The sequence below is a fragment of the Thalassotalea sp. HSM 43 genome, assembly GCF_004752005.1.
Lineage (GTDB): Bacteria > Pseudomonadota > Gammaproteobacteria > Enterobacterales > Alteromonadaceae > Thalassotalea_A.
This window is the reverse complement of the sequence record NZ_CP038493.1, coordinates 3,819,434-3,832,810: the sequence shown is the minus strand read 5'-3', so window position 1 is coordinate 3,832,810 and position 13,377 is coordinate 3,819,434. Positions and strand designations below refer to the sequence as shown.

The window sequence follows — 13,377 nt, the reverse complement described above, 5'->3', positions numbered from 1 at the left end:
GCCTTTAATCTTGGAGTTTGTTCTAGGGTATATAAGAAATCAATAACCCCACACAAACGCAAGTTTAGTGTGGGGTTAAAGCTCTTGTTCAATTTATTTTATCTAGATAGTTCTTCTATTTTTTTCTTAGAGAACCATTTATACAGTACAGGCAATACAAATAATGTTAAAAGTGTTGCTGTTACCAATCCACCAACGATAACACTCGCTAGAGGTCGCTGTATTTCTGCCCCAACACCATTTGACATTAACATCGGAATTAACCCTAATGCCGAAGTGATGGCAGTCATTAGCACAGGTCTCAATCTTGAGGTTGCACCTTCAAATATTGCTTTAGAAGCGTCTAGACCATCTCTAACGCGTTGATTGATGCTTTCTACCATCACAACGCCGTTTAAAACAGCTACACCAAATAAAGTAATAAAACCTACCGAACTTGGTACAGATAAATATTGCCCTGACAAGTACAGAGAAAATACACCACCGATTGCGGCAAGTGGCACATTTACTAAAATAAGCATTGCTTGACCTACAGAGCCAAAAGCAAAATAAAGTAGCAGAGCTATTAAAGCTAATGATAAAGGTACAATAATAGCTAATTTATTTTGAGCACGTTGTTGGCTTTCAAACTGTCCACCAATTGCAATAGAGTACCCCGACGGTAAGTCAACTTTATCAGCTATGACTTCTCTAATATCAGCCACCACACTACCCATATCACGGTTTTGGACATTAGCTTGAATTACCACCCGCCTTTGTACATCGTCTCGTCTAACTTGTGGTGGGCCAGATTCATACGAAACTGATGCAACATCGCCTAAACGAACCCAAGCACCTGTTGGTGACTGAATACGAATATCTGCAATCGCTTCTTTATTGCGTCGATATTGTTCTTCAATGCGCACATAAATATCATATCGTTCATTGCCATTGATTATTTGCCCAGCACTAACACCACCGATACCATCACGTACAATGGCCATTATGTCCCCCACTGAAAGCCCAAAACGTGATAATTCTTGTCTATCTGGTTTTACGACCAATTGTGCTTCCCCAGCAATTTGTTCAAGGGCGACATCTCTAGCACCATCGACACCTTTTATCGCGTTTTCAATTTCTTGCCCTTTAGCCGCAAGTACATCGAGTTCAGGACCAAACAGTTTTATTGCCAATTGAGCCTTTACACCAGATAAAAGCTCATCAACGCGAGTCGCTATAGGCTGTGAAAAGTTAAGCAACAGGCCAGGAAACTCTTCCAATGATCTTTCCATCTTATCTTGTAGTTCATATCGATCAGAGGCGCTTGTCCATTCAGATACAGGTTTCAAGCCAATATATATCTCAATGTTATTTACTGGCTCTGGATCACCACCGATTTCAGCGCGACCAATTCGGCTTAACGCGTAAGTTACTTCGGGAAATGCCATTAACTTTTCTTCTAAAATTGGTCCAACTGTTAAAGCTGTATCTAAGCTAGAAGACGGTGCCAGTGTAACCCTTAAATTAATTGTCCCTTCCTCTAACTCGGGAACGAACTCCGTGCCAATATATGGAACAATAGCAACGGCTGACGCAACCAACAGTAACGATGTTGTAATAATCAACTTAGTACGCACTAATGCAAATTTGAGCGTTTTTTTATAGAGAAGATCTAAAGGTTTTAGAACAAAACTCTCTCTTTCTTTAACACCAGACTTGAACATATATGTTGCTAACGCTGGTACGATAAACAACGCAACAATGATTGCTGATACTACAGCTAAAATAATACTTACAGCCATTGGTTGAAACAGTTTAGCTTCTACCCCTTCAAAGCTAAACAGCGGCATGAATACAACCAGAATAATCGAGGCTGCAAAGAAGACTGGACGAGCAACTTCTTTACCCGCTTGTTTAAGCCGTAACCTAATACCATGATCATCCAATTCTGCGGCATGAGGATCGGCAGATACATTTTGCAGTTGATTTTTAACATTTTTTGAATGCGTAGGATCAGGTTGATTTAAGTGCTTGAACATATTTTCAACCATAACTACTGAACCATCTACAAGCATACCTATGGCTACAGCTATTCCTCCTAGTGACATAAGGTTGGCAGAAATTCCCAACCAAGCCATGATCATCAAAGCAATAGCGATAGAAATTGGAATTGAGATCAAAACTAGAAATGTTGCACGTAAATTCATTAAGAACAGAGCAAGTACAATACAAATAAAAATAAATGCTAGTGTTAATGCATCAACAACCGTATTTACCGCTTTGTCGATTAAGTCAGCCTGATCATAAAAAGGTTCGAAACGGACACCTTTAGGTAAAGCTTGGTTGATCAATGGAATTCGTGCATTGATGCCGTCAATGGTCGCTTTGGTATTCGAGCCCATACGTTTTAACACGATACCAGAGACTACTTCACCGAGTTGTTTGGTCTTTCCGTCGGCTGTTTTCTGGGTCATAGTGACTGCGCCTTGACGAATATCACTGCCCATATTTACCTTGGCAATATCAGATACCGTTACTACGGCACCGCCAACTGTTTTTACTGGTACTTGTTTGATATTAGCAATGCCAGCTTCGCCACTTTCAAACCAGCCAGTACCTCTAATAACGAGCTGCTCTTGACCTCGATTCATATACCAACCACCAACATTGGCATTATTACTATCGAGGGCATTAACGATGTCTTCTTGCGTTAGGTCATATGCCAAAAGTTTGGATGGGTCGACATTAACTTGGTATTGCCTTACATGGCCTCCAAACGATAAAACATCAGTAACGCCATCAACGGGCATGATCAGTAATTTAACAATCCAATCGTTTAAGCTCCTTAGCGCCATTGAATCATATTCAGTATCATCATCTGAAATAAGTAAATATTGAAAAACCTGCCCCAAGCCAGATGTATTCGGCCCCATTTCAGGAGTACCTACGCCTTGAGGTATTAACTCTTTTGCTTCCTGAAGACGTTCAAAAACGAGTTGCCTCGCAAAATAAATATCAGTACCTTCTTTAAAGACTACCGTGACCCCTGACAAGCCTGTTTTTGAAATTGAACGCACTTGCTCAACATCAGGCATAGCATACATTACAGCTTCTATTGGGTAAGTAATAAGCTGCTCAACCTCTACCGCTGCAAGCCCAGGTGCTTCGGTATTCACTGCTACTTGAACATTGGTTACATCAGGAAATGCATCTAAATTTAATTTCGGTATCACCATTATAGCGCTAACGATAGTGGCAAATAACGCAATTAATATCAGCAATCGATTATTAACCGACCAATCAATTATTCTATTAAACATAGTTAGCTCCTTTAATGGTTATGCGGATCAAATCCGCCTTTTGCAATTTCAGAAGCTACGAAAAATGCGCCTTTAGTAACAATGCGTGTACCCGTTTCTATACCTTTAATTTCTCGAAAGTCACCCAAAGAACGGCCTAATTCTACTTCAGCGGCTGTAAACTCCCCAGGGTGATCTTCAACAAATACCGTCCAATCCCCATCAGCACTACGAATTAATGCATCTTCTGGTACAGCCAATACTTTCTGCTCGGTTGCAAATAGAAAGTGAACTTTCACAAACATACCTGAATGGAGTTTGTCGTCCGTATTTTCTACAGCGAGCCTGATAATACGGGTACGAGTTTTTGAATCTATCGTATGAGCTTCTTGGATAACCTTGGCGTTGTATTTTTCCTCTTCAAGCATTACGACTGCTGGAGAGTTAATTGATAGATTAAGTTCTTTGTTGGGTGATATTTTAGCTTCAACCCATAATTGCTTCTCATCTGCCAATAACATCACGGTATCTCCAGCGTCAACACGTTGTCCTTGAACAAAGCTATCTAGGAGCACCACACCCGCTATCTCGGCGATTAATGTATACTGCCCAAACGCTTTGATGTCTTGATTGGAAATGCTCTTTATAGATTCCTCTGTTAATCCTAACGCGATAAGCTTTCCATACGCGGCGTTGTATGTAGTTTCAGATCTAAGCATGACACTTTCACTGACAGTTTTATTGCCGAGTTTTTTTACGCGCAGCCACTCTGTTGCGGCAATCAAGTAATCAGCTTGAGCTTGAGCCATAGCTTCACTGAAAAGGGTGACTAATTTTTGACCTTTTTCTACATGTTCCCCAAGGGTTGCGTGTCGGTTAATGATCACTGATTCTGTGCGAGGAGAAACGACATAACTGCTATAACCGTTAGCCTTTATTTCTCCTGGCGCATATACGGTTCTGTAGTGAACCTTGGCTTCTAAGCTTTCTACCTTTATGTTGGCAAGTGACATCTTCTTAGGGCTAAGTGTTATACCTTCCTCGTGCTCCGCTTGCTCTTCCTGCACTTCATGATCATCAACTTGGTCGTGCTCACTATGTTCTTCGTGCTCACTATGTTCTTCGTGCTCACTATGTTCTTCGTGCTCACTATGTTCTTCGTGCTCACTATGTTCTTCGTGCTCTCTATGTTCTTCGTGCTCTCTATTTATTTGGTGGTCGGTCGATGAAATGATTTTGTCCGTGCCATTCGATGCGTTTGAATAAAAAGCAGCGAAGCTCAGAGACAGGGCTAAACCTGCATTTTTTAAATATGTATACATTTGAAACTCTTAAATTATTAATTAATAACGGCAATCTATTTATCCGCATTAGGGATAGCTAGATTTTACAAATCAAATAAATTAAGAGATGGGTGGGCGAAGTATTATGCTTAAAATCTCGTCAGTTTGGCTAAACTGATAAGGAGGTTGATTAAAGTTGTACAGCTTGATATCGCTGATTAAATTGTTAACTAATATCCAAGACATATGAGTGCCACTGCAATGACCGCAGTGATGGCAATCATTTACATCATGGTGCTCATCACGCGTATTGTCATTAAAGGTATTTAGGTCGTCTTGATGATCATGCTGAGTCTGAAGGTGTTCGACATCTACTTGGTGGGATTGAGAAGTTGCAGACACAACTGTAGTAAACGATTGTAAAACAATCGAAACAACTAAGAGTATCTTTAAAGCAACAGTGAAATTCAAAGTAACAACCTACAAGAACAAGAATAGCGAGTTTAACAAAATGGGCTTATGTGATCTAGTCATGATTACGCTCGTCACGACAGGCTTCTGTAGGAAACTCAAACTCAATTGTCGTATGAGATAAGTTGTATATAGAAAGAGCTTCAGCCACTTTTCGTTTCAATACGATTAAATCGTCTACGTCGCTGGCCTGCACTAACTCTAAATGCGCTGTTAATACGTGACTCTCTCCATCCAATGACCAAAAATGCAAATGATGAACCCCTTGGATATTTGGAAGCCTCATCAATACTTTTTCAATACTTTTTTGTTGCTCTTGATCTGGCGATGCTTGGAGAAACAGCACAATCGTTGATTTAAGGTTTTTGATCACATTGAACAGTATGAAAAGTGTAAACCATATAGACAGTAACGGGTCCAATATAGGCAGTTCAACAAAAAGTAATACAACAGAAACAATAAGTACGGCAACCCAACCGAGTACATCTTCAAGTAGGTGCCATGTAAGCACCTTTTCATTTAGTGTCTTTCCAGCTTTAAGTTTAACTACCGCATACCCATTAACAGCAACGCCAAGTAACGCAAGCCCTAGCATACCTTCAGCCATAGGCATCACTGGATTAGATAATCTTGGGATGGCCTCAAATAAAATCCAAATTGAGCCCGCAACCAACACAATACTATTAACGAATGCGCCAAACAGAGATAAGCGGCGGTAGCCATAACTGAAATTATCGGACGCTTTTTTATCAGAAAAACGACTTAGTATCCATGCAAATCCTATAGAGATGCTGTCACCAAGGTCGTGCACTGCATCAGCCATAATGGCCGTACTGTTAGTTAAAAAACCACCAATAAATTCAATGATTGTAAATGAAACATTCAGGAAAAAAGCCCAACCAATTCGGTCGTCTTTTGCATGCTCATGACTGTGACTGTGATTGTGGTTGTGCATGTTATGCTTCCGTTACTCTTTTATTTCTTAACATGGCAACATTCCTGTTGATTAAGTGTCGAATAATACGTTGATAGAGCCATCGTTTCACTCCCGATAAATTTGTGCCTTTTTCAAGATAGAATTTATCTGGGGAATCATAAAGCCCGAAGTCGTCATGGATGCCTTCCTTTTGAATGTACGTATCCTCTCCACGCCAACTTGTACCTGGTGATGAAAAGCACTTTGTTGCTACTCCAAAACCACAGAAACCTTCTTTTTCTTGGTTAAATTTCTGCTGTATTGCGGTCAAGTATTGCTCATCCAATATAAAGCCCTCTAAGTTTATCCAACGTCCTTCGAAATAAACTTCGACCCAACTATGAATGATGTATTTAGGTGCTAGCCAAAATACATAAGTTGGAATCGCGCCTTTTTGTAATTGCTGCTCAATTGTAAAGCCATGGAAACGACATTTGATACCTAAACCTCGTAATAATGCCATTAGCAAGTTACCTTTAGTGTTGCATTGGCCGTAACCGTCTTTCAACACATCACTAGCGGGGATATCATCGCTTTCATTATAGCCAAACAAAATTTCATCTTTGACAAACTGATAAGCGGCACCAATTTTATTGTACTCATCGAGCTTTAGCCACTGACGCTTTGAAACGAGAGCTTGAATGGCCTTATGTTCAAAATTGACTATGGCTGTACTTTGTAAATATTGTTCACTCAAACTAACCTCCTTATTTAGAACAACAGGAAGTTGATTGCTTATCTTCGCTAAGTATTTCGTCAGGTTTTTGAATTGTTCTTAATTCCTGTTTCGCATCAGTCAATATTAGGTAAGCGCCACGAAGAATTAAAACAGAAATTATGCTACCAATAACGATATCAGGCCATCGTTGCTCAAGCGTCATAACTAATACACCTGCGATGATAACGCCGAGGTTCGCAATTACGTCATTTGCAGAGAAAATCCAGCTTGCTCGCATGTGCACGTCGTCATTGTTGTGCTTGCGAATAAGAATAAGACATATAACGTTAGCGACTAAAGCAACCATTCCTATGCTAATCATAAACCAAGAGTGTGGCTCACTCTCACCGTAGAGTCTTCTACCGATATCTAGGAGAATTAGAACACCTAATGCGAGTTGACAATAACCACTTACTAAGGCTGCGTTTGCTTTGTGTTTAATTGATTTTCCAACTGCGTAAAGGGCTATCGCGTACACAATAGCATCCGCTAACATATCTAACGAGTCAGCGATCAATGCCGTTGACTCGGATATCCAACCAAAACCAATTTCAAATACAAACATTATTGCATTGATCGCCAATAACCAATAGAGAACCGTTTTTTGTTGGTTATCTTTTAACTCTACTTCACAGCCACATCCACTCATTTTTAAACTCCAAATAACTTGTATGACATAACTATAAACCCTATAGTAACTATAGGGTCAAGTTTGTGGAGTGCTTTTATGAAAATAGGCGAGTTATCGAAAACATCGGGATGTTCAGTACAAACAATTAGGTACTACGAAAAAGAAGGCTTACTCTCTTCTCCTGGGCGCTCTGAAGGGAATTTCAGGGTATATGATAACAATTCCTTAAAAGAACTAGAGTTCGTAAAACACTGTCGTAGCTTAGACATAGCACTGTCAGATATTAAGCGCCTAATTGAATTAAAAAATAGACCTGAAGAGAGTTGCGCAAGTGTAAATGCGTTGATTGATCAACAACTAGAATTAGTAAACCAACGAATGCGAGAGTTAAAGGCTCTCAAAAAAGATCTGCAAAATATGGCAAGCTCTTGTGCTTCTGGAAGTATTATAGAAGCCTGCGGTATTATTAAATCATTGGATAGTTAAATAGATAGACCCCAACGTCTGCTTTAATCAAAAATCCTTTAATATTTGAGTCTTGACCCAAGGGCTAATTTTGGCACTAAGCAGCCATACAAATAAAGGGCTATGAATAAACTATTCATAGCCCTTTATGTTAATATTCACCTTTTCCTTGATGCATCAAAAATATGCACACGAAAGGTCAATAGCTTGGGATAATCCCGCCTTTTTATTTTTAATGTGGTGTAAAACAGCTTAGCTTTTTGCCCCAGTTACGGCATTAACATCTGCATCAGCATCAGGCTTCTTTAACGAATACGATAAAATAAGATAGCCAATGATGCCAGATAGCAACGAGCCAACAACAATACCTAATCGCTCATCAAACAGTTTGTCCATATCGGTGGCTTCGAACGTCAAAGAACCGATAAACAAACTCATGGTGAAACCAATACCACACAATGCCGCTGTACCGTATAACGTTTTGAAATTCATGCCTTTTGGTAATTCGGTTAATTTCATCTTGACCGCAAGATAACACATGCCAAAGACCCCGACCTGCTTACCGATTAATAATCCCATAGCAATACCCATAGGTACCGGGTGCAACACATCTTCCGCCGATACCCCTGATAAGTTTAAACCGGCATTAGCAAACGCAAATACAGGCAACACAAAGAATGCCACGACGGAATGCAAATCATGTTCTAACGATTTCAGAGGAGAAAAGTCAGGGTCAGTTTGAGATTTTAATGGGATAAATAACGCCACTAACACACCCGCTAACGTCGCATGTACACCGGACTTCAACATCGCAACCCACATCACAACACCGATCATCAAATACAAACTGCGTGCCTCCACTTTGCGATGGTTCAAAAGCCATAATATTGGTACGCAAACCGCGACGATCACTAATGAGGTAAACGAGATATCATCGGTATAGAAACAAGCGATAATAATAATCGCGCCGATGTCATCAAAAATGGCTAATGAAGTAAGGAAAATCTTAACTGTAGCCGGAACACGCGAGCCGAGTAATGTTAATACACCTAAAGCAAAGGCAATATCCGTTGCTGCTGGGATCGCCCAACCTTTGATATTGACTGGATCTTGGTAATTAAAATACACATAAACCAGCGCAGGAACTAACATACCACCTATTGCGCCAACACCAGGTAATATAATATTTTTACGTTCTTTTAATTCGCCTTCTATGAGCTCTCGTTTTAGCTCAAGACCGACCAAGAAAAAGAATATCGCCATTAAGCCATCGTTGATCCACAGCAATAATGGTTTAGCCACTTCAAGTGGCCCTACTCTGACTTCGACCGGGGTGTCGAGGATTAAATCATAATACACAGATAACGACGTATTGGCGCAAATCATTGCCAACACGGCCGCCATCATCAAAATAATACCACCGGCGGATTCTAGCTTGAAAAAGCTGCCGATAAAGTTTTGTTCAGTTTTCATAGAACTCCTGTAATCTAGAACTGACTATGGCTTTATAAAAGATCCTGCTTTAAAAATCAAAAGCTTTGCGTTGTCAGGACCTTATCAAAGGGAATAACGTGAATTAACGCAAATCATGCATTAGATAGTGGCTTAAAGAATCGGTTCCCTGTTTAGCGTTGAATGTAGGAGAAAATCCGATGAATGCCAAATTTTCAAGGTGATATTGCCAGACAACATTAAAGTTGTGCGTTTAATCGACTAAATCCGGCGTCTAAATCAGCAATTAAGTCTTCGACATCTTCTAAACCAATATGCAAACGAACTAATGGTGTACTGTACGGCCAATTGGTCGCTGTGCGCATCGATTTAATATTCGAATTAGCTAAAATCAAGCTTTCATAGCCGCCCCACGAAAACCCCATTTTAAAATGATGCATGCCGTCTAACATCGCATTTAACGCCTGTGGATTAGACTGTTTCAAGACAAAGGAAAACAATCCATTACCACCAACAAAGTCACGTTTAAAATGCTCATGCCCTGGGCATGAATCTAAGGCTGGGTGCAACACGGTTTCAACTTCTGGGCGAGTCTGCAACCATGATGCTACTTTTAATGACGCCTGTTGATGCTGATTTAATCGCACACCCAATGTACGAATACCGCGCATGGCTAAATATATGTCATCCGGTGATGCACATTGGCCCAATAAATACGAGTTTTCTCGCAGCACAGGCCAACATTTTTCATTAGCCGTGGCTGTTCCCAACATACAGTCCGAATGACCGACCACATATTTGGTTGCAGCTTGTACAGACACATCAACGCCGTATTCAAACGGCTGGAAGTGTATTGGTGAGGCCCAAGTATTATCAAGCATGACCACAATGTCTTCGTTCTTTTGATGCGCTACCTGACATATACCCGGTACGTCTTGTACTTCCATGGTTAGTGAACCCGGCGATTCTAAAAATACAATACTGGTATTGTCTTGAATTAAATCGCCAATATCACGGCCAATCATCGGATCATAATAAGTAACCTCAACGCCAATACGAGCCAGCGTTTTGCTACAAAAATCACGGGTCGGTTCATAAGCGGTATCGACCATTAAAATATGATCGCCACTTTTAACAAAAGATAAAATCGCACTGGTAATCGCCGCGGTGCCACAAGGGTAGACATAACAACCTGCGCCACCTTCTAACTCCGTCATTGCATCAGCAAAGGCGAAGGTTGTTGGCGTGCCACGACGGCCATAAAACGGCACTTGTTTGGCTCGGTTTAGTGCCGCATGTTTCATCTCTTTAACGGAATCAAATACGATTGTAGAGGCACGGTATACCGGCGGGTTTACCATACCTTGGGTCCATTTTGACTTGCGACCGGCATTAACGATTTTAGTATCTTTTTTCATATGCTTGTTACTTGTGTTTATTCGTTGCACTACTGACTTTGCTTGTTTTACTGATTTGCATAATCAGCCAAGCTGTTAACGGTACTTGCTAAGCAAAAACGTTATTTATCGAACGTTTATAATGGCTTGTATGCTCGACTTACACTGTACGTGTTAGTACCAACGCTATAGGTTTTAGCAATCTAGCCATCTAAACATGGTATACCATGTCAGTCATAAATGGCAGATATTTTTAAAACAACTGCATTTGATCGTCGATGATATTGCTAAAGTGTTTACCAATAAACGGTAGAATGCCATCGGCAACCGCGCCCAATTGACGTTCAATGTACAACGGATAGTCTATTTTACTGCGTAAGTATTCCAATGCCTGTGGCCCTTCTTTGGTATAGACATATTCAATCCAGGTACGTTGTTGATAGCGCAACGGTTTGCCTTGTTGTTGGTTTTGTTGATCCGCGTCTCTTGCCGCTCTAACATGTGGAGGGACATTTTTTTGGTATTGCTCTAACTGTCGTCTAATGCGCTTTCGATACACTAATTTGTCATCAAACTCCCCTGCTAAGGTTCGTTCGACAATATCTCGAATGTACTCTTCAACAGGCTCGCCCTTAAAAACCTTAAGATACAAAGTCCGCTGAAAGTCTTTTGCCAATTGGGTCCAATCGGTGCGTACGCTCTCTAAGCCTTTAAAAATAAGCTTTTCTTGTTCATCTCTACCCACAAGGCCAGCATAGCGTTTTTTAGTACCAATATCCTGACCTCGTACCGTTGGCATTAGGAAGGTGTGAAAATGGGTTTCAAATTCAATTTCTAGCGATGATTCAATGTGGAACGCTTGACGCAGATGGTGTTGCATTTTGTCATTGATTAAATGCATCATCTCTTTGCCAATTTGCTGACTTTGTTGGTCGTCTTTATCGTCACCAATACTGACAAAAATCGAATCGGTATCACCATATATAACCCGATAATCCAGTTCTTCGATCCAGTCTTTGGTTAAATTTAATAGCTCATGGGAACGCTTAGTAATCGCCCCTGATAAACGAGGATCGAAAAAGCGACAACCATTGGAGCCCAAGACACCATAAAAGCTATTCATGATGATCTTAATGGCCTGAGATAGTGGCGCGTTGTTTTGCGCTTTTGCCTTATCACGCTCTTTCCATAACGAGGTAATAATGTCAGGTAAAAAATGTTTCTCTCGTGAAAACCACGCACCATCAAAGCCGGGAATAACCTGCTCATCCAGACCTTTCAGGTGATCGCTAATACCTTCAACCATGCCCATAGGGTCAATGTTAAAGGTGCGGATAATGCTTGGGTATAGGCTTTTAAAATCAAGTACCAAGACGTTTTGGTACAGACCCGGCGTCGAGTCCATGACGAAACCGCCTGGGGATACCAAATCACTGCGGCCATCCCCCATGTTTGGCGCGACATACCCTGCTCGATGTAACCTAGGCAAGTACAAATTAGTGAATGCGGCAACACTGCCGCCAATTCGATCCAGTTCAAGACCCGTTAGCTGGGTACGTAAAATGGCGTAATCAAGCAATTGGGTTTTCTCAAAAATCAGCCACACCAAGCGGCAATCTTCGAGGTTGTAACTGGCGAGTTGTTGTTTTTGGTAGAGAAACTTTCGAGTGATTTCTGCAGCTCGATTATCAACATCGTCAATATCTTTGCCGATTCCCAATAATGTTTGTGCGACGTTTTCTAGGGCAAAGCTTGGAAAACTATAGGTTGCCGAGCGCAGCATATCGATACCATCGATAACCACTCGCCCAGCAATATCGATAAAATGCTGTTCTTGAGATTGTCGATTTTTACGCCAATGAGGATTGCTGCCATCTCGGCCTATGGCAAATTTTATATTGTTTAGATCACATCGTTTTTGCAATAACTTAAAATCAAAATTTATGACATTCCAACCAATAAGCACATCCGGATCGACGTCATTAATAAAACCGATAAAGCGCATTAGCAATTCGTATTCATCATCGATCCATTCGATGTAATCGTCGCTGTCTTGTTCTGGTTCGCCAATCATCAGCACTTTTTTTATCACCGAACCATCCGCGCTTTCACCATAGGCGCCAATAGAATATAGCTCGCCATCAAAGGAACACTCGATGTCTACCGACAACATTCGCAAGTTTGGCGTAAACTCACAACTGCGCACTTGCGCGTTAGCGGCATGCAAAAACCCATGGGCGTGACTGAAATTACCGGTGAATTCACACGCACCATTAATAAATCGTTCCATGATAAAACGATCTTCAGGACGTACGTCGTCTTCGTAGCATTTAATGCCAGCATCATTGAGCACTTCTCGTGCACGATAAAACGCCGCTATGGAGCTAAAATAAAAGCCCGCAACGGTCTCACCGGCAAAGGACTTTAACGATAGATGTTTACTAAGAAAGTTGATACCAGCTTGTTTTAGGTAGGTTTTAGCGCTCTCAACGCTTGTGGTTTCAACAAAGAAAATGGCTTTTTCACCGTCGACGGTTAACTTAACCGGGCCATCTTCGGTCTGTAACCAATAGGTCAACTGCATCATTCTCGCCACATCACGACTTTGACGGGTGAGAACAAATCCTTTTTTGATTGTGTTTGCCATTATTTAGGTGTAATTACTAATAAACCTGTTAATATATACAGCAGTATATTCGAGACATG

At 40.9% G+C, this 13,377-nt stretch carries 9 protein-coding genes; 1 reads left to right on the top strand and 8 read right to left on the bottom strand.

The window, feature by feature from the left end; genetic code table 11:
• Positions 1-98: 98 nt before the first annotated feature.
• The 5 genes from E2K93_RS16780 to E2K93_RS16755 form a co-directional block, all read right to left on the bottom strand.
• Complete coding sequence (locus tag E2K93_RS16780) at positions 99-3,299, bottom strand: efflux RND transporter permease subunit (protein WP_135440195.1); 3,201 nt, start codon at positions 3,297-3,299, stop codon at positions 99-101.
• Between the two features lie 11 nt (positions 3,300-3,310).
• Positions 3,311-4,600, bottom strand: a complete 1,290-nt coding sequence (locus E2K93_RS16775; protein ID WP_135440194.1) for an efflux RND transporter periplasmic adaptor subunit — start codon at positions 4,598-4,600, stop codon at positions 3,311-3,313.
• A gap of 487 nt (positions 4,601-5,087) precedes the next feature.
• Positions 5,088-5,987 carry a cation diffusion facilitator family transporter gene (locus E2K93_RS16765; RefSeq protein WP_135440192.1) on the bottom strand — a complete coding sequence of 300 codons (900 nt, stop codon included), beginning with the start codon at positions 5,985-5,987 and terminating at the stop codon, positions 5,088-5,090.
• Between the two features lies 1 nt (position 5,988).
• Positions 5,989-6,705, bottom strand: a complete 717-nt coding sequence (locus E2K93_RS16760) for a transglutaminase-like domain-containing protein (RefSeq protein ID WP_135440191.1) — start codon at positions 6,703-6,705, stop codon at positions 5,989-5,991.
• Positions 6,706-6,715: 10 nt separating this feature from the next.
• Positions 6,716-7,375 (bottom strand): cation transporter, encoded by a 660-nt coding sequence (locus E2K93_RS16755; protein WP_135440190.1) that lies wholly within the window; start codon positions 7,373-7,375, stop codon positions 6,716-6,718.
• 78 nt (positions 7,376-7,453) lie between these two features.
• Between E2K93_RS16755 and cadR the strand changes: the two genes are divergently transcribed.
• On the top strand, positions 7,454-7,843 hold the full coding sequence (gene cadR / locus E2K93_RS16750; RefSeq protein WP_135440189.1) for a Cd(II)/Pb(II)-responsive transcriptional regulator: 390 nt from the start codon (positions 7,454-7,456) through the stop codon (positions 7,841-7,843).
• Positions 7,844-8,074: 231 nt separating this feature from the next.
• Here cadR and nhaA read toward each other — a convergent pair whose 3' ends face one another.
• From nhaA to E2K93_RS16735, 3 genes are all read right to left on the bottom strand, one after another.
• On the bottom strand, positions 8,075-9,295 hold the full coding sequence (gene nhaA / locus E2K93_RS16745; RefSeq protein ID WP_135440188.1) for a Na+/H+ antiporter NhaA: 1,221 nt from the start codon (positions 9,293-9,295) through the stop codon (positions 8,075-8,077).
• A gap of 218 nt (positions 9,296-9,513) precedes the next feature.
• Positions 9,514-10,692, bottom strand: a complete 1,179-nt coding sequence (locus tag E2K93_RS16740) for a cystathionine beta-lyase (RefSeq protein ID WP_135440187.1) — start codon at positions 10,690-10,692, stop codon at positions 9,514-9,516.
• A 232-nt stretch (positions 10,693-10,924) separates the two neighbouring features.
• Positions 10,925-13,318 (bottom strand): DNA polymerase II, encoded by a 2,394-nt coding sequence (locus E2K93_RS16735; protein WP_135440186.1) that lies wholly within the window; start codon positions 13,316-13,318, stop codon positions 10,925-10,927.
• Positions 13,319-13,377 lie beyond the last annotated feature (59 nt).

What these genes read in the sequence shown, in the direction of transcription:
- E2K93_RS16780 (WP_135440195.1), bottom strand. Translation starts at nt 3,299, where the DNA reads ATGTTTAATAGAATAATTGATTGGTCGGTTAATAATCGATTGCTGATA.
- E2K93_RS16775 (WP_135440194.1), bottom strand. Translation starts at nt 4,600, where the DNA reads ATGTATACATATTTAAAAAATGCAGGTTTAGCCCTGTCTCTGAGCTTC.
- E2K93_RS16765 (WP_135440192.1), bottom strand. Translation starts at nt 5,987, where the DNA reads ATGCACAACCACAATCACAGTCACAGTCATGAGCATGCAAAAGACGAC.
- E2K93_RS16755 (WP_135440190.1), bottom strand. Translation starts at nt 7,375, where the DNA reads ATGAGTGGATGTGGCTGTGAAGTAGAGTTAAAAGATAACCAACAAAAA.
- cadR (WP_135440189.1), top strand. Translation starts at nt 7,454, where the DNA reads ATGAAAATAGGCGAGTTATCGAAAACATCGGGATGTTCAGTACAAACA.
- nhaA (WP_135440188.1), bottom strand. Translation starts at nt 9,295, where the DNA reads ATGAAAACTGAACAAAACTTTATCGGCAGCTTTTTCAAGCTAGAATCC.
- E2K93_RS16740 (WP_135440187.1), bottom strand. Translation starts at nt 10,692, where the DNA reads ATGAAAAAAGATACTAAAATCGTTAATGCCGGTCGCAAGTCAAAATGG.
- E2K93_RS16735 (WP_135440186.1), bottom strand. Translation starts at nt 13,318, where the DNA reads ATGGCAAACACAATCAAAAAAGGATTTGTTCTCACCCGTCAAAGTCGT.